This window comes from Variovorax sp. M-6 (genome assembly GCF_052114385.1).
Lineage (GTDB): Bacteria > Pseudomonadota > Gammaproteobacteria > Burkholderiales > Burkholderiaceae_C > Variovorax.
Genome location: NZ_JBFREQ010000005.1, coordinates 81,973 through 99,473, shown reverse-complemented (window position 1 = coordinate 99,473; position 17,501 = coordinate 81,973). Strand labels below are relative to the sequence as shown.

Genomic DNA, 17,501 nt, shown 5'->3' with positions numbered 1-17,501 from the left:
ACCGTCGTAAGCGACGATGGTGTCGGGCCCGATCGAAGACTACAGTGCGACAGCCCGCCACTTCCGGATGACAAGGTGGATCGCAGCCTCCCTCCGATGTTTAACCACGAGTACAAAGATGAGCCTTCGACTTCTTTCCAAGACCTATTGGCGCGGCACCTGGATCAAGTTTCGCGAACCCGTTGAAGACTTCGCGACCTGCACCCAGTCCACCGTCTACGCGCACGATGGCACGCAGGTGCGCGGCCTGTACTGGACGCCCAGGAACAACCCGCGCCCGCGTGTGGCCGTGATCGCAGCTCATCCGCGCGTCGATTTTTCGCAGCACTATGCGTTCCCGGCCCTGCTGCGCGCCGGTTATGCCTGCATGGGCGCCAACGTCCGCACGCTGGGCAACGACATGTCCTGCATCCACGAGCAGATCATCCTGGACATTGCGGCCTATGTGCGCTGGCTCAAGGAGGAGAGAGGCGTGGAGAAGGTGGTATGGCTCGGCAACTCAGGCGGCGGCTCGCTGGGTGCCTTCTATCAGGCGCAGGCCAAGTTGCCGGGTGACGAGCGTCTGAAGCTCACGCCGGGCGGCCGTCCGACCGCTCTGCCCACCGCCGTCATGCCGCCCTTCGACGCCATGATGATCACGGCCGCCCACGCGGGCCAGGGACTGATCATGAACGAAGTGATCGACCCGTCGGTGGTGGACGAGGGGAACCCCTTTCTCACAGACTCCTCGCTGGACATGTACGACCCGGCGAACGGCTTCGTGCCGGCACCGGACTGGTCGCGCTACGACCCCGAATTCATCAAGCGCTACCGCTCGGCGCAGGTGGCCCGAGTGGCCCGTATCGACGCGCGCGCCCGGGCGATGATTGCCGAGCAGATGGATGCTGAAGCCACGCGTACCAACCCGGCATTCGAGCGCCTGCCCGCCGCGCACCAGCGCGCCACCCTGCAGCGCATGGCCTTTCAGCCAGTGATGACGACTTACCGCACCATGGCCAATCTGAACTATGTGGACGCGACGCTGGACCCGAGCAACCGGGGCTACGGCTGCCTGTTGAGCGACCGGCCGGACCTTATGAACTTCCAGATCGCCGGCTTCGGCCGCGTGCAGACGCCAGATGCCTGGCTGTCCACCTGGTCGGGCCTTTCCAGCAACGCCAACCTGCTCAGGAACGGCCATGCCATTACCGAGCCGGTGGTGGTGGTTCATGCCGGACGCGACATGGATGTCTATCCCGAGACGCACTCCAGGCCCATCTTCGACGCCTTGGCGAGCAAGGACAAGACCTACCTCGACTTCCCCAACGCCTTGCACTACTTCGAACCCGACGAGGGCGAAGCAGACAACGCCGGTGCCCTGGAACAGATGGCCAAGCTGGTGCCATGGCTGCAGGAGCGATTGCCCCTGTGATCCTGTGGGCCCGCGTGACTGGTGGCCTTGTCGACTTTTTCCTAGACCTCAAATGACAGCAAGTTCCAGCCTACTCGCCGGCAAACGCGCGCTCGTGACCGGTGCTTCCAGTGGGCTTGGTGCACACTTCGCACGCCTGCTTGCAGCGCACGGCGCCCATGTCGTCATTGCGGCGCGGCGATTGGATGCCCTTGAAGTTCTTGCCAGGGCAATAGGTGGCGACCGCGTTTCGACGATCGCGCTGGACGTGGCAGACGCCTCGTCGCGAGCCCGGTTGGTCGACGAGGCGGGCGCGATCGACATCCTCATCAACAACGCCGGGATCGTCCGCGAAGGTTCCGCGCTCGGGTGCAGCGAAGACGACTGGGACGCAGTACTCGACATCAACCTCAAGGGCATGTTCTTTGTAGCCCAGGCGATTGCACCCGGCATGCGCGCACGCCGCGGCGGCAGCATTGTCAATGTGGCTTCCATCCTGGGCGTCCGCCAGGCAGGTGGCGTTGTGTCCTATGCCGTCTCGAAGGCCGGCGTCATCCAGCTCACGAAGACGCTGGCGCTCGAATGGGCGCGCCATGGCATTCGGGTCAACGCGCTTGCGCCGGGCTACCTGGAGACAGACCTCAACCGGGAGTTCTGGCAAACGGACGCGGGCAAGGCGTTGGTCGCGCGCATTCCGCAGCGTCGGCTCGGCCAGCTCGAGGACCTGGACGCTCCGTTGCTGTTGCTGGCATCCGATGCGGCGCGCTACATGACCGGTTCGGTGCTCGCAGTGGATGGCGGACATCTGGTTGGTACCCTCTAGCACTTTGCAGGAGACAAGCATGCACACCCCCAGCCCCACCGAGCGAAGTCGCGCCATTGCCGATCGCGTCGAGCGTTTCGTGCGCGAGATCGTGATTCCCTACGAAGGCGACAAACGCTGCGCCTCGCACGGGCCGAGCGAGGATCTGGTGGAGGAACTGCGCGGCAAGGCACGGGTGGCCGGCGTGATGACACCGCACATCCTTCCCGACGGGACGCACCTGAGCCAGCTTGAAACAGCCGCGGTCCTCAAGCGCTCGGGGCTTTCGCCGCTCGGGCCGGTGGCGGTCAACACCATGGCGCCCGACGAGGGCAACATGTACCTGTTGGGAAAGATCGGCACACCCACGCAGAACAAGCGCTTTCTAGAACCACTGGTGGCCGGCGGGGCACGTTCCGCATTCATGATGACGGAGCCTGCGTCTGAGGGTGGAGCGGGCTCCGACCCCTCCATGCTGCAGACCAAGGCTGTCCGCGACGGTGACGAATGGGTCATCAACGGCCGCAAGACGTTTATCACTGGCGCCAAGGGCGCCTCCGTCGGGATCGTCATGGCGCGGACGGGAGAGGGCGAGCGCGCCCAGGCCACGATGTTCCTTGTCGATCTCCCGCATCCCGCCGTCCGGATCGAGCGCGTGCTCGACACCATCGACAGCTCCATGCCCGGCGGGCATGCGCAGGTGCTGATCGACAACCTGCGCGTGCATCAGAACCAAGTGCTCGGCGCGGTCGACGAGGGATTTCGCTATGCGCAGGTGCGGCTCTCGCCAGCGCGCCTCTCGCACTGCATGCGCTGGCTGGGCGGCGCAACGCGTTCGCATGAGATCGCAACACGCTACGCCACCACGCGCAAGGCCTTCGGCAAGTTGCTGATCGACCACGAGGGTGTTGGCTTCATGCTGGCCGACAACCTGATTGACCTGCAGCAGTCGGCTCTGATGGTGGACTGGTGTGCGGGCGTACTCGACACGGGTTCCCTGGCCACCGCGGAAAGCTCGATGACCAAGGTCGCAGTGGCCGATGCCCTGTTCAGGGTCGCCGATCGTTGCATGCAGGTGATGGGTGGGTCCGGCGTGACGGGCGACAGCATCGTCGAGCAGATCTTCCGCGAGGTCCGGGCGTTCCGCATCTATGACGGCCCGACCGAGGTGCACAAATGGTCGCTGGCCAAGAAGATCAAGCGCGATGCGCTGGAACTGCAATCGGCAGGCAAGGCATGACCATCTCGCAGGACACCATTCCCGTTCGAGAGCAGCATCGGATTGACGAGGATGCCCTCAGCCGATGGATGCAGGCGCACGTCCCAGGGTTCGAGGGACCGCTTCAGGTCGACCAGTTCAAGGGCGGGCAATCGAATCCGACCTACCGGCTGCGCACGCCGAGCCGCGCCTACGTCCTGCGGCGCAAGCCGCCCGGTGGCTTGGTGAAGGGCGCGCACGCCGTGGAGCGCGAAGCGCGTGTCATGACCGCCCTGGGCAAGACAGGTTTCCCCGTCCCTGTCGTTCACGGCCTGTGCACGGACGATAGCGTGATCGGCAGCTGGTTCTTCGTGATGGACTTGATCGAGGGGCGGATTTTTTGGGACGCGAGCTTTGCCGACCTGCCACCTGCGAGCCGATTCGAGTATTTCGATTCGATGAATGCGACATTGGCATCCTTGCACAGGCTCGACCCTTCTGCCATCGGGCTGGCCGACTACGGTCGCACGGGCGGCTATGTGGCGCGGCAGATCGACCGCTGGTCGCAGCAATACCGCGCGGACGACATGGCCGGACGCCACTCGGCCATGGACTGTCTGGCGGAATGGCTGCCGGCGCATCTCCCTGCCGCGGACGAAACGACGGTCACGCACGGGGACTTCCGCGCGGACAACATGATCTTCCACCCGACAGAGGCGCGTGTTCTCGCCGTGCTGGACTGGGAACTCTCCACGCTCGGTGATCCGCTGGCGGATTTTTCCTATCACGTGATGATGTATCGCATGCCGCCGGACATCCTGGGGGGCATCTCGGGTATTGATCTGGCGGCTCACGGAATCCCGAGCGAGGCGGACTATGTCGCGGCCTACTGTGAACGCACGGGGCGCGACGGCATCGCCGATCTGGACTTCTACATCGCGTTCAACATGTTCCGCTTCGCGGCGATCCTGCACGGTATCAAGGGCCGTGCGGCACGCGGGACGGCGTCCAGCAGCGATGCGCAGGCCATGGGGGATCGTTTCGCGCGTGTCGCGGATCTAGCTTGGGAACAGGCGCAGGCTGTTTCGTCAAAAGGATAACTTCGGATTCGCGTGTAGCGCCGTTGGCCCGTTTGGGTACCAACTTCGATCCGGCGAGCCGACGGAAGGACGAAGCCGCGCTGCGCGCCCTGACGCGCAACGCCTTCGAGCGCGCGCCCCGCGCCGCTTTCGTCGCTTTGGACGATGCGACGCGGGCGCCCCCGCGCCAAGATGCCCGCACACAACAGGCCGCCACGCGTGCGCCACAGGAGAAACACACACATGGCAGGACCCCTGAATGGACTTCGGGTCGTCGAGATGGCCGGCATCGGCCCTGGTCCCTTTTGCGCAATGCTGTTCGCCGACATGGGCGCGGAGGTGCTCCGCATCACCCGTCCCGGCACGCGGCACGACGCCCACGACATCCTCGCGCGCGGGCGCAGCACCTGGGAGGTCGACCTGCGCGCGCCCGGCGCCGCTGCAACCGTCCTTGACGCCATCGCACGGGCCGACGTGCTGATCGAGGGCTTCCGACCCGGTGTGATGGAGCGCCTCGGGCTCGGGCCCGCCGAATGCCATGCGCGCAACCCACGCCTCGTCTACGGCCGCATGACCGGCTGGGGCCAGCACGGCCCGCTCGCGCACGCGGCGGGCCACGACATCAACTACATCGCCATCAGCGGCGCGCTGCATGCCATTGGCCGCTCGGGCGAGGCGCCGGTGCCGCCCCTCAACTACGTGGGCGACTTTGGCGGCGGTGCCATGCTGCTGGCCTTCGGGCTGCTGGCCGCGCTGCATGAGGCCAAGGCCTCTGGACAGGGGCAGGTGGTCGACGCCGCCATGACCGACGGCGCCGCGTTGCTGTCGGCCATGATGTACGGCTTCAAGTCGGCCGGACAGTGGAGCAACCAGCGCGGCGAGAACATGCTCGACGGCGGTGCGCACTTCTACGACACCTATGCTTGCGCCGACGGCAAGCACGTGGCCATCGGCGCCATCGAGCCGCAGTTCTACGCGCTGCTGCGCGAACGGTGCGGCATCGCCGAGGACATTGCGTTCGACGCCCAGATGGACGTCGCGCGCTGGCCGCTGCTCAAGCTGCGCATGGCCGACGTATTCCGAACACGCACACGCGACGAGTGGTGCGTGCTGCTGGAAGGCAGCGACGCCTGCTTCGCGCCCGTGCTCGACTGGGACGAAGCCCCGCAGCATCCGCACAACGTGGCGCGAGGCACGTTCGCGAACGTAGGGGGCGTGGTGCAACCCGCGCCCGCGCCACGCTTCAGCCGCACTGCGCCGGTCACGCCGCCGGCGACGGCGCCCGACGACGGCGAGGCGCTGCTGCGGCGATGGGGCGCTGTCGTGCCGGCGACCGAGCCGAGCTGACGCCGCCGGCCGACCGGCCCCGGCAGGCGCACAGGCGCCCACCCCCCCACGCATCCACGCACCGAAAGTGCCACGATCATGCAACCGCAAACATTCCTCACCCAGGCGCTGCATCTCGCAGCGCAGCGCAGTCCCGACGTGCAGAAATTCCAGTTGCGCGAGACCTTCTGGGCTGGCAAGGAACGCCGCATCGCCTGAGCGGGCGCACCGCACCCAATCCCCACTCAAGGAACAGAAGGACCCCCATGGCTATCGATTTCCGCCGCTCGTGGAGCGACGACGAACTGGAGCTGTACCGCGACAACGTGGTGCGTTTCGTCGAGACTGAACTGATCCCGCACGACGAGGAGGCTCGCAAGCGCGGCCATGTCGGCCACGAGGTATGGCGCAAGGCCGGCACGCTCGGCCTGCTGTGCTCCGACATCCCCGAGGCCTACGGTGGCGCCGGCGGCGACTTCCGCCACGAGGCCGTCTTCTACGAGGAGAAGGCGCGACGGGCCCTCACCGGCATGGCCAGCTCGGTGCACACCATCGTCGCGCACTACTTCCTCAACCACGGCACCGAAGCGCAGAAGCAGCGCTACCTGCCGCGCATGGCACGCGGCGAGCTGGTGGGCGCCATCGCGATGACCGAGCCCGGCGCCGGCTCCGACTTGCAGGGCGTGCGCACCCGCGCCGAGAAGCAACCGGACGGCAGCTACCGCATCCGTGGCTCCAAGACCTTCATCACCAACGGTTTCCTGGCCGGCGTGGTTCTCGTGGTGGCCAAGACCGACCCCACGAAAGGCGCCAAGGGCACATCGATCCTGATCGTCGAGACCGAGGGCTGCGAGGGCTACCGCGTAGGCCGCCTTCTCGACAAGATCGGCATGAAGGCGCAGGACACCTCCGAACTTTTCTTCGACGACGTGCATGTGCCCGCCGACGCACTGCTCGGCGGCCAGGAAGGGCAGGGCTTCTTCCAGCTCATGAGCGACCTGCCTTACGAGCGCACCATCATCGGCGTGAATGCGCTCGCCACCATGGAGGGCGCCTACCAGGCCACACTCGACTACGTGCGCGACCGAAAGGCTTTCGGCAAGCCGATCGCGGAGTTCCAGAACACCAAGTTCAAGCTCGCCGAGATCGCCACGGAAATCAAGGTCGGCCGTGCCTTCGTCGACCGCTGCGTGGAAGATCTGGTGGCAGGCAAGCTCGACACAGCCACCGCCTCCATGGCCAAGCTCTGGGGTTCCGAGGCGCAGGGCCGCGTGGTGGACGAATGCCTGCAGCTGTTCGGCGGCTACGGCTTCATGAGCGAATACATGGTCGCGCGCATGTACACCGACGCCCGGGTGCAGCGCATCTTCGGCGGGACCAACGAGATCATGAAAGAAGTGATCTCCAGGGCATTGTGACCAGGAGCTCACGCCGACATCGCAGGCCGAGGCCTGCGCCCCCCGGGTCTATCGAATCACGCCCAGCTTGCGCGCAATCGCGACCGCCTGCGTCCGGCTCTTCGCATCCAGCTTCATGTTGATGCTGCGCAGGTGCGTGCGCACCGTGCTGTCCGACACGAACAACTTCTCGGCCATGGCGTTGTTCGAGTATCCCTCGGCCAGCAACTGCAGCACGCGGATCTCCTTGCGTGTGAGCGGCTCGCTGATAGCGTCGCCGGAGGGTGCTTCCGCATCGCCCGGTGACGGCATCGGCCCGAGTACCTGCATGAGCCGCTGTAGATAGTCCGCGAGGATCGGATCGCTGCGCATCGCGGGCGCGGCATCGCTAGTCTCCTGCTGCATGGCGGCGGAAGCGTAGCGGTGAACCAGCGTGCCCACGGCCGGGCCCTCGTCGAGGATCAGCCGAACGAAACCTTCCTGGCTCGCGGTCTGCAGCACGGCACCGATCTCCGCGGTGGCGGTGGCCAAGTCGCCCGCACGCTGCAGGGCCAGCGCGCGCAGCACCCGCAGCTTCAGCGCGCGGCGATTGCGGTTGGAGGCCACGGCAGCGTGAAGTTCGGCATCGAGCACACCCAGCGCCGCGCGGGCGTCGCCGAACGCAATCTCCCAGCGCGCCTGGGCGAGAGCCAGGTAGTCGAGGTCGTGCGCGGGCAGCTGCTCGCGGCGCTCGCGTTGCCATAGCTCGGGATCGTCGGCGCGCTGCAGCTCGTCACGGGACGCGGGGCCGTTGCCCTGCAGGCCCAGCACGTGCGCGCGCTCCAGCTTGGCGCCGGCGACCACGCGCGGCAGCTGGCGGTGGTGACCCAGGTATTCGAGTTCGGTCAAGGCCTGGAAGGCGGCATCGATGTCGCCCGCGTGAAAGGCGATGCGCGAGCGCATGACGTGGCTCAGGATCATGTGGTCGGGCAGGCCGACGTCGCGCGCGAGCGGCAGGTACACGTTCAGCAGGTGCTCGGCCTGCTCGAGCTGGTTGGTCTCGTACACGGCGCCGGCATACAGTACGCCGGCCCAGGCGTTGCCGTGGCTGTGGCTGTACGACACGGCATGTGTCGAGTCGACGGCCATGCGAAGCCGCGCGGTGGCCTGCCGCAGCCGGCCCTCATGCAGATCGAACATGCCGGCCAGCGACTCGGTGTACATGCGGTTGAAGGTGCTGTTGCCTTGTTTGCGTCGCGCAGCCTCGAGCAGCCGCTGGGCCTCGCGCTGGTCGCCGCGCACCGCGAGGATGTGGGCCATGGCGTTGAGCAGCACGCCTTCGGCGAATGCAAGCCCGGTGGGCAGGCGCGCAAGGCTCTCGCGCCCGGCTTCGTAGGCCTCGTCGTGTCGGTCTTGCATGGCCAGCAGCAGCGGGATCAAGGTGTGGGCATTGACGCGCACCTTGGGGATCGGACTGTCGAGGCAGCCCGACTGTTCGAGCAGCCGCATGGCGTCCCACGGGCCGTGAGTGAAGCAGGTGGCCCACAGTCGGATGAGCTGGAGCAAGGGGTGCTCGCGCAGCTGGTGTTCCGGAATGGCGGAGAACCAGCGTGCCAGCAGCCGCATGCGGCCCTGTTCGAGGAACTTCTCGGCATAGCTGTCGAGCAGCGTGAGTGCGTGCGGATGGTCTCCGCCCTCGATGGCGTGGTCGATGGCGGGCACGGGCCGGCCGTGCGATTCGTACCAGCCCGAGGCTGCGAGGTGCAGCCGTGCAAGTTCGTCAGGCCGGTCGCGTGCGAGCTGCGCCCGCAGGAAGTCGGCAAAAAGGCTGTGGTAGCGCCAGGCGCGGACTTCGCCACCGGCGTCGCCGATCACCGGCGTGAGGAACAGGTTGGCGGCGGCGAGCTGCTCGAGGATGGCGACGCTGTCGCCGCGAGGGTTGAGCGCCTGGCAAACCGAGGCATCGAGTTGGCGCAGGATGCTGGTGCGCAGAAGGAAGTCGCGTACTTCCCGGGGTTGATGCGCGAGCACGTCTTCGGCGAGGTAGTCGGCCACGGCGCGGTCGGAGCCCGAGAAGCGCTCGATGAAGCCGGTTTCAATGCCGTGCCGTTCCAGCGCCATCGACGCGAGCCAGATCGCGGCGACCCAGCCTTCGGTCTTGCGGTGCAGTTGCAAAAGCAGTTCGGCCGGTAGCGCCTGCGGTGGCTTCTGCGCGATGCCCCGCGGCGAGTGGGTCTGGCGCAGTCCGAAGAAGGCGCTGGTTTCCTCCAGAGAAAAGCGCAGGCGGTCGGTGTCGATCTCGATCAGCTGGCCGCGCGCGCGCAGCCGTCCCAAGCCGAGGTCGGGCAGGCTGCGCGAGCCAATGACGATCTGGCCTCGACGCGGCAGGTGTTCGACCATTTCGCGCACAAGGCCGAGCACGGCGGGCTCCTGCACCACTTCGAAGTCGTCGAGGAAGAGCGTGAAGGGCGAGTCGTGTGCCGTGAGTGCGGCCACGGCATCGAAGGGCGCGAGGTTGATGGGCTCGTCGACGCCGAGGCGCTGCACCGCTTCGGCCAGGCAATTGAGAAAGCGCGAGAGGTCGTTGTCGGCGCGGTCGAGCGTGAGCCAGGCGGTGGCGATGCCCTGGGTTTCCATGCGCTCGCGGATCTGCGCCATGGCGGTGGTCTTGCCGAAGCCAGCCGGTGCGCGCACCAGCACCAGCTTGACAGCAGTCGCGGCGATCTCTTCGCTGATGGAAGTGCGTGGGACCTGCGTGGCGACGAAAGCCGGCGGATCGAGTTTGGTTTCGAGAATCCGGAGAGAGTAGGGCACAGGTGCTGAGGAAGGCATCGCGATGGGGGAGTGAGCGCCTTGGATTTCCGTCGCTTCCGACGATTCCGGCGACCGATTCTCCTTCCTAAACTGGCCCCGTACAAACTGATTTCCCTGCTTTCGGTGGCTCCGCGCACCCGGGCAGTTGCATCCCGAATGACGGACGACGTTTTCATCTATGACCATCTGCGCACGCCGCGCGGCAAGGGCCGCCCCGACGGCGCGCTCCATTCCATTACGCCGGTGCAGTTGGCCACGCAGGTGCTGCAGGCGCTGCGCGAACGCAATGCGCTCGACCCGTCGCAGATCGAGGACGTGGGGCTGGGCGTGGTGATGCCGGTGGGTGAGCAGGGCGCCGACATAGCGCGCGCGGCGCTGCTGTCGGCCGGCTACGGCGACAGCGTGGTCGGCTATCAACTCAACCGTTTCTGCACTTCCTCGCTCGACACGCTCAAGATGGGATTCGCGCTCGTGGCCTCGGGGCAGGCCGATGCGGTGATCGGCGGCGGCGTGGAGTCAATGTCGCGGGTGCCCATCGGCAGCGACGGCGGTGCAGTCTATACGGACCCCGAGGTGGGCCGGCGCTACCCCTATATCCCCAACGGCGTGGCGGCCGATCTGATGGCGATGCTCGACGAGGTGGACCGCGACGCGATCGATGCCTACGCGGTGGAAAGCCAACGGCGCGCGGCCGTGGCGCAGACGGAGGGACGCTTCGACCGCTCGCTGCTGCCGGTGCGCGACCGGCTCGGCCGCACGGTGCTCGCGAAGGACGAGGCCAACCGGCCCGGCACCACGCTCGCGGACCTGGCCAGGCTCAAGCCGGCTTTCGCCGGCATGGGCGCGCTGGGCTACGAGGCCATCCTGCTGCAGCGCTATCCGCACCTGTCGCGCATCGAGCCCATTCACACAGGCGGCAATTCGAGCGGAATCGTCGACGGTGCCTGCGCGGTGCTGTTGGGCAACCGCGACTACGGCGCACGCAACGGACTGAAGCCGCGCGCGCGCATCGTGGGCGCGGCCTCCTGCGCCGACGAACCGCTGTTGAGTCTGGGCGGGCCGACGCCGGCGACGGAACGCCTGCTGGCGCGCTGCGGCCTGGCCATCGGCGAGATCGACCTGTTCGAAGTGAACGAGGCCTTCTCGGTGGTTCCGATGCGCTATGCGCGGCATTTCGACATCGACCCGGCGCGCATCAACGTCAACGGCGGCGCGATCGCGCTGGGCCATCCGCTGGGCGCGACCGGTGCGATCCTGACCGGCACGCTGCTCGACGAAATGGAGCGGCGCGACGCAGGCCTGGGCCTTGTGACGCTGTGCGCGGCGGCGGGGCAATCCACTGCGATGGTGATCGAGCGCGTCTGAGCGCTCGGTCTTCTTTGAGCCTTCTTCGATCACCCATCATGTATTCCAGCATCCGATTCAGCATAGATCCTGACGGCGTCGCCCTCCTCAGCCTCGATCTGCCCGATCGCCCGATGAACGTCTTCACGCCGGGCTTCACCGCCGACCTGAGGGAGGCGGTGGCGCAGATCGCGCAGCGCGCCGACGTGCGCGGCGCGGTCATCACCTCGGGAAAGGCCGGCGGCTTCATGGCCGGGGCCGACCTGAAGGACTTGGTGGACTTCCACTCGAGCGGAGGCAGCGCGGCCGAGGCGATCGATGCGATCGCACCCGGCGGTCAGGTGCTGCGCGCGCTGGAGCGCTGCGGCAAACCCGTTGCGGTGGCCATCAACGGCATGGCGCTGGGCGGTGGCTTCGAACTCGGCCTGGCCTGCCACCATCGTGTGCTGCTGGATGAACCGCGCGCCGTGGTCGGGCTGCCCGAAGTCACCGTCGGCCTGTTGCCGGCGGGTGGCGGCACGCAGCGCCTGCCACGCCTGATAGGCATCGCGCGCGCTCTGCCGCTGCTGCTCACGGGGCGACACGTGGCGCCGGCCGAAGCGCTGGCTCTGGGCATGGTGGATGCGCTGGCCCCTGCCGGCAAGCTGGTGCAAGTGGCCCGGCAATGGGTGCTGGACCACCCCGAGGGCAGCCAGCAGCCGTGGGATGTGAAGGGATTCAAGGTGCCGGGCGGTGCGGGCGCACTGGCGCCGCATGCGGGCGAGAGCTTCGGAGCAGCGCTCGCGCAGGTGCGGCGCGACACGCACGACAATTTCCCGGCGCCGCTGGCGATCCTGTCGGCGGTGTACGAAGGCACTCAGTTGCCGATGGACAGCGGGCTCGCGGTCGAGGCGCAGTGCTTTGGCCCGTTGCTGGCCGGGCCGGTGGCGCGCAACCTCATGCGCACGATGTTCGTGAATCGGGGTGCGGCGCTGCGGCGCAAGAGCGGCACGGCCGCGGTCAACGCCGCGTATGTCGAGCGCCTGCGCAAGCTCTACCGCGGCGAAGGGGAAGTGCTTTTGCGCGAAGGCGTGCTGCCGTCGCTGGTCGCCAATGCCGCGCGGCAGGCCGGGCTGGGCGAGAGCCCGCTGACGGCAGGGGCGCAGACCCCTTCCGGGCAGGCTTCCACGCCGCAGCCCGAAGCCAGGTCCGTGCGCGAGCGCCTGTTGTCGCTGCTCGCGCTCGAAGCGGCGCGCTGCCTCGAGGAAGGGGTCGTGGCGGGGCCGGTCGAGGCCGATCTGGGCGCCGTGCTCACGCTGGGCTATCCCGACTGGACCGGCGGGACACTCTCGTACATCGAAACCGTGGGGCTGCCAGCCTTCGTTGCGCGCTGCGACGCGCTGGCCGAGCGTCACGGCGAGCGCTTCCGGCCGACGGCCGCGCTGCGCCGCCGCGCGGCGTCGAACACCCCGTTCTATTCCAAGGATCACGGCTCGCGAGCATGACGAGGCGCGTCACCCGCCAGCTCGGCATTGCCTATCCGATCATCCAGGGCGGCAGGCCAGGAAGGTCTTATCCGGGTGCGCCGATGATCAAGCTCGTCTTCTGCCTGCGGCGACTGCCGCGCGAGGCGGTGCGCGACCTCCTCCAGGCGCAAGGCCGACTGTAGTCCTGCATTTCGTCGCTTCGGACGATGCCTGCGCGGACGGCGCGTCCCTAGACTTCCTTGGCATTGGCCGGCGTGTGTCCGGCCGCGAGGAGATCATTTTGTTCCAAGGCGAAAGTATCGAAATCCTGTCGTTGCAGGACGGACTCGTGGAGCTGCGTTTCGACCGGCGCGGCGAGACCATCAACAAGCTCGATGCGCGCACCGTCGACGAGTTCCGGCAGGCCACCGAGCGCATCGCGGCATCCCCCGAGGTGCGCGGCGTGCTGGTGACGAGCGCGAAGGACGTTTTCATCGTCGGCGCCGACATCACCGAATTCGGCGCGACCTTCCAGCAGGCGGAGGCGGAGATCGCGCGTGGCGTGCGCGCCAGCAACGAGCGGTTCAATGCCTTCGAGGATCTTGCGGTGCCCAGCGTGGTCGCGATCAACGGCTTCGCCCTGGGCGGCGGGCTGGAGCTGGCGATGCTTGCGCCGTTTCGCGTGATGGGCGATACAGCCCAGGTCGGAGTGCCCGAGGTGAAGCTCGGCCTGTTCCCGGGCTTCGGCGGCACGGTGCGACTGTCGCGCGTGGCGGGCCTGGCGACGGCGATCGACTGGGTGGCGAGCGGAAAGCCCGCCAAGGCGTCTGCCGCCCTGGCGGCGGGCGTGGTCGACGAGATCGCTGCGCCCGATGTGCTGCGTGAACGCGCCCTGGCGCTGCTGCAGCGCGCAGTCCGCGGCGAGGTCGACTGGCAGGCTGCGCAGCGGCGCAAGCGCGAGCCTTTGGCCTTGTCGCCGCAGGACGCGAAAGGTCTGGTCGAGACCGCGCGCACGCAGGGCGCAGCGCGCGTCGGCAAGCACCAGCCCGCTGCGGTCATCGCGCTCGAAATGATGGCCGCAGCCGCCAGCTGCGACCGCGCGGGCGCGCTGGATCTCGAATCGGCCGCCTTCGGCCGCGTCGCGAAGACACAGGCCGCTGCGTCGTTGGTGCAGGCCTTCCTGAACGACCAGGCGCTCAAGAAGCTCTACAAGCGCCACGCCCGCGAAGGCCGGCCGGTGAAGCAGGCGGCCGTGCTCGGCGCCGGGATCATGGGCGGCGGCATCGCCTACACCAGCGCCCTGCGCGGCATGCCGGTGCGCATGAAGGACATCGCTCCACCGCAGTTGGACCTCGGCATGGCCGAGGCCGGCAAGCAGCTGGCCAAGCAGGTGAAGAACGGCCGCCTCGCACAGGCGAAATCCAATGCCGTGCTGGCTTCCATCGTTCCGCAGCTCGACGAGACTGGGTTCGACACGGTGGACTGCGTGGTCGAGGCGGTGGTCGAGAACCTCGCGGTCAAGCGCAAGGTGCTGTCCGCGCTGGAGCATGCGGTGAGGCCAGGCACCGTGATCGCTTCGAACACTTCGAGCCTGCGCATCGACGATATCGCGCAGCCGCTCGCGCGGCCCGAGGACTTCGTCGGCATGCATTTCTTCAACCCGGTCCCGGTGATGCAACTCGTGGAAGTGATCCAGGGCACCAGGACCTCCGACGCCGCCGTGTCCACCGCGGTGGGTTATGCGGTCGCCATGGGCAAGACGCCCATCGTGGTGAAGGACTGCCCGGGCTTCCTGGTGAACCGCATCCTTACGCCGTACATCAACGCCTTCGTGCAACTGGTCGCTGATGGCGCCGACTTCGAGGCGGTGGACCGCGCGATGGAGGCTTTCGGCTGGCCCATGGGCCCGGCCTACCTGCAGGACGTGGTGGGCATGGACGTAGGCTCGCACGTGGGCGACGTGATCGCAGCGGGCTACCCGCAGCGCATGCCGCCGATCGAGCGCAACGTCGTGAAGCTGATGGTCGGCCACAAGCGCTATGGCCAGAAGAATGGCGCGGGTTTCTACCGCTACGAGAACGATCCGACGGGCCGTCCGCGCAAGTCCGCTGCACCCGAGGCGCAGGCGCTGCTCGCCGCCCTGCAGCCGCAGGGGCGACGCGATTTCGCCGATGCGGAGATCGTCGAACGCATGATGCTGCCGATGATCATCGAGGCCGCGCATGCGCTCGAGGACGGCGTCGTCGCCACGCCGGCCGAGCTGGACATGGCGCTGCTGCTGGGCGTGGGCTTCCCCGCCTACGCAGGCGGCGCGCTCAAGTATGCCGACTGGCTGGGGCTGGACCGTGTGGTCGCGCTATGTGACAAGCATGCGGCCCTCGGCGCGCCGTACGCGCCCACGTCGCGCATGCGCGAAATGGCGGCGCAGAAGCTGCGCTACTACCCGGTCTGAACGGCCGGCGTTGCCTTTCTTTCATCTTCTCTCTATCCAAGGACCATCAGAGATGCAACTCGATTCAACCATTGCCGCCGTCGTCACGGGTGGCGCCTCGGGCCTCGGGGCCGCCACGGCGCGCCGCCTGGCCGGCCACGGCGTGAAGGTCGCGCTGTTCGACCTCAATGCGGAGCAGGGCGAGGCCCTCGCGAAAGAGCTCGGCGGCGTGTTCTGCAAGGTCGACGTGACCTCCGAAGAGCAAGTGGACGCGGCGTTCGCCAAGGCCCGGGCGGCGCACGGGCAGGAACGCGTGCTGGTGAACTGCGCCGGCACCGGCAACGCGGTGAAGACCGCGAGCCGCGACAAGACGTCGGGCGAAATCAAGCACTTTCCGCTCGCCAACTTCGACCGCATCATCCAGATCAACCTGGTGGGCACCTTCCGCTGCATCGCCAAATCGGCGGCCGGCATGCTCTCGCTCGACCCGCTGGAAGATGGCGAACGCGGCGCCATCGTCAACACCGCCTCCGTCGCGGCGCAGGACGGGCAGATGGGCCAGGCCGCCTACACCGCCTCGAAGGCCGGCGTGGCCGGCATGACGCTGCCGATCGCGCGCGACCTGATGGGCGAGGGCATTCGCGTGAACACCATCCTGCCCGGCATCTTCAATACGCCGCTGCTGCAGGCCGCGCCCGACAACGTCAAGGCGGCGCTGGCGGCTTCGGTGCCGTTTCCCAAGCGGCTCGGCAACCCGGCCGAGTACGCGACGCTGGCCGAGTTGATGATCACCAACGGCTACTTCAACGGCGAGAGCGTGCGCCTGGACGGAGCGATCCGGATGGCGCCGCGCTGACCCCATGGACTTCAGCCTCGCCCCGGTCCAACTCGACCTCCAGGATCGCACGCGCCGTTTCGTCGCCGAGCAGGTGATGACGCTCGAATCGGACCCGCGCCAGGACTCGCACGGGCCCGGCGAGTCCTTGCGCTGCCGCCGAGAGGGCGGAGGCGTTCGGCACCGCGATCCAAAATCGTCCGATCCGACGACGCTGTACCGCGGCATGGCGCCAACAATTCCCGGACTCGAATCCTGATCACGCAACCGGAGAATCTCTCATGCCCGAAGCCTATATCGTCGCCGCCGCGCGCACCGCCGGAGGCCGCCGAAACGGCCGCCTCGCCGGATGGCACCCGGCCGACCTCGCCGCTCAGGTGCTCAACGCGCTCGTGGATCGCACCGGCGCCGATCCCGCGCTGGTCGAGGACGTGATCATGGGCTGCGTCGGCCAGGCCGGCGAGCAGGCCTCCAACATCGCGCGCAACGCAGTGCTGGCCTCGCGCCTGCCCGAATCGGTGCCCGGCACCTCGGTCGACCGCCAGTGCGGCTCCTCGCAGCAGGCGCTGCACTTCGCGGCGCAGGCCGTGATGTCCGGCTCCATGGACATCGTGATCGCCGCCGGTGTCGAGAGCATGACCCGCGTGCCCATGGGCCTGCCCAGCACGCTGCCGCTCAAGAACAACCTCGGCTTCTACGTGAGCCCGCTGATGGCCAAGCGCTACCCCGGCGTGCAGTTCAGCCAGTTCACGGGCGCCGAGATGATCGCCAGGAACTACGGCATCGAGAAGGACGTGCTGGACCGCTACGCGCTGGAAAGCCACCACCGCGCGATCGCCGCCACCAAGGCGGGCCATTTCGAACGCGAGATCGTTCCCGTGGCCGTTCGCATGGCCGACGGCACCGAGACCGGCGAGCAGCACACCACCGACGAAGGCATCCGATACGACGTGACGCTGGAGAGCATTGCCGGCGTCAAGTTGCTTGCCGAGGGCGGCCGCTGCACGGCCGCGACCGCGAGCCAGATCTGCGACGGCGCGAGCGGCCTGATGGTGGTCAACGAGCGCGGTCTGAAGACGCTGGGCGTCGAGCCGCTGGCCCGCGTGCACCACATGAGCGTGATGGGGCACGACCCGATCATCATGCTCGAGGCGCCGCTGCCCGCCACGCAGCGCGCCCTGAAGAAAGCCGGCATGAAGATCGAGGACATCGACCTGTACGAGGTCAACGAAGCCTTTGCTCCGGTGCCGCTCGCATGGCTGAAGGCACTGGGAGCCGACCCCGCGCGCCTCAACGTGAACGGCGGCGCGATCGCGTTGGGCCACCCGCTGGGCGCCTCGGGCACCAAGCTGATGACCACGCTGGTCAACGCCCTGGGCCAGCGCAACAAGCGCTACGGCCTGCAAACGATGTGCGAAGGCGGTGGCCTCGCCAACGTGACGATCGTGGAACGGTTGTAGC

At 67.6% G+C, this 17,501-nt stretch carries 14 protein-coding genes; 13 read left to right on the top strand and 1 reads right to left on the bottom strand.

Annotated elements, in window-relative coordinates; translation table 11 throughout:
- Positions 1-118: 118 nt before the first annotated feature.
- The 6 genes from AB4Z46_RS07810 to AB4Z46_RS07785 all read left to right on the top strand — a co-directional run bounded on the left by AB4Z46_RS07810 (position 119) and on the right by AB4Z46_RS07785 (position 7,213).
- On the top strand, positions 119-1,411 hold the full coding sequence (locus tag AB4Z46_RS07810) for a hypothetical protein (RefSeq protein ID WP_442282916.1): 1,293 nt from the start codon (positions 119-121) through the stop codon (positions 1,409-1,411).
- Between the two features lie 52 nt (positions 1,412-1,463).
- On the top strand, positions 1,464-2,213 hold the full coding sequence (locus AB4Z46_RS07805; RefSeq protein ID WP_442282915.1) for an SDR family NAD(P)-dependent oxidoreductase: 750 nt from the start codon (positions 1,464-1,466) through the stop codon (positions 2,211-2,213).
- 19 nt (positions 2,214-2,232) lie between these two features.
- Positions 2,233-3,432 (top strand): acyl-CoA dehydrogenase family protein, encoded by a 1,200-nt coding sequence (locus AB4Z46_RS07800; RefSeq protein ID WP_442283065.1) that lies wholly within the window; start codon positions 2,233-2,235, stop codon positions 3,430-3,432.
- Positions 3,429-4,490 carry a phosphotransferase gene (locus tag AB4Z46_RS07795; RefSeq protein WP_442282914.1) on the top strand — a complete coding sequence of 354 codons (1,062 nt, stop codon included), beginning with the start codon at positions 3,429-3,431 and terminating at the stop codon, positions 4,488-4,490. Before AB4Z46_RS07800 ends, AB4Z46_RS07795 begins: the two co-directional genes overlap by 4 nt.
- A 222-nt stretch (positions 4,491-4,712) precedes the next feature.
- Positions 4,713-5,816, top strand: a complete 1,104-nt coding sequence (locus tag AB4Z46_RS07790) for a CaiB/BaiF CoA transferase family protein (RefSeq protein ID WP_442282913.1) — start codon at positions 4,713-4,715, stop codon at positions 5,814-5,816.
- Between the two features lie 245 nt (positions 5,817-6,061).
- Positions 6,062-7,213 carry an acyl-CoA dehydrogenase family protein gene (locus tag AB4Z46_RS07785; RefSeq protein ID WP_442282912.1) on the top strand — a complete coding sequence of 384 codons (1,152 nt, stop codon included), beginning with the start codon at positions 6,062-6,064 and terminating at the stop codon, positions 7,211-7,213.
- A gap of 48 nt (positions 7,214-7,261) precedes the next feature.
- On the opposite strand, the gene AB4Z46_RS07780 is transcribed toward AB4Z46_RS07785, so the two are convergent.
- Entirely contained in the window at positions 7,262-10,003 is a 2,742-nt protein-coding gene (locus AB4Z46_RS07780; protein ID WP_442282911.1) for a LuxR C-terminal-related transcriptional regulator, read from the bottom strand.
- Positions 10,004-10,141: 138 nt separating this feature from the next.
- Here AB4Z46_RS07780 and AB4Z46_RS07775 point away from each other — a divergent pair, with 138 nt between their 5' ends.
- From AB4Z46_RS07775 to AB4Z46_RS07745, 7 genes are all read left to right on the top strand, one after another.
- Positions 10,142-11,350, top strand: coding sequence for an acetyl-CoA C-acetyltransferase (locus tag AB4Z46_RS07775; protein ID WP_442282910.1), 1,209 nt, complete (start codon positions 10,142-10,144; stop codon positions 11,348-11,350).
- A 38-nt stretch (positions 11,351-11,388) separates the two neighbouring features.
- On the top strand, positions 11,389-12,813 hold the full coding sequence (locus tag AB4Z46_RS07770; protein WP_442282909.1) for an enoyl-CoA hydratase-related protein: 1,425 nt from the start codon (positions 11,389-11,391) through the stop codon (positions 12,811-12,813).
- The gene (locus AB4Z46_RS07765; RefSeq protein WP_442282908.1) at positions 12,810-12,977 is read left to right on the top strand and encodes a hypothetical protein; all 168 of its coding nucleotides are present in this window, start codon (positions 12,810-12,812) and stop codon (positions 12,975-12,977) included. The genes AB4Z46_RS07770 and AB4Z46_RS07765 overlap by 4 nt, the downstream gene beginning before the upstream one ends.
- A gap of 98 nt (positions 12,978-13,075) precedes the next feature.
- Positions 13,076-15,226, top strand: a complete 2,151-nt coding sequence (gene fadB / locus AB4Z46_RS07760) for a fatty acid oxidation complex subunit alpha FadB (RefSeq protein WP_442282907.1) — start codon at positions 13,076-13,078, stop codon at positions 15,224-15,226.
- A gap of 52 nt (positions 15,227-15,278) precedes the next feature.
- Positions 15,279-16,061: an SDR family NAD(P)-dependent oxidoreductase gene (locus AB4Z46_RS07755; protein WP_442282906.1), complete on the top strand. Its 783-nt coding sequence runs from the start codon at positions 15,279-15,281 to the stop codon at positions 16,059-16,061.
- Between the two features lie 4 nt (positions 16,062-16,065).
- Positions 16,066-16,299, top strand: a complete 234-nt coding sequence (locus tag AB4Z46_RS07750; RefSeq protein ID WP_442282905.1) for a hypothetical protein — start codon at positions 16,066-16,068, stop codon at positions 16,297-16,299.
- A gap of 22 nt (positions 16,300-16,321) precedes the next feature.
- Positions 16,322-17,500 (top strand): acetyl-CoA C-acetyltransferase, encoded by a 1,179-nt coding sequence (locus AB4Z46_RS07745; RefSeq protein WP_442282904.1) that lies wholly within the window; start codon positions 16,322-16,324, stop codon positions 17,498-17,500.
- The last annotated feature ends 1 nt before the right edge of the window (position 17,501 follow it).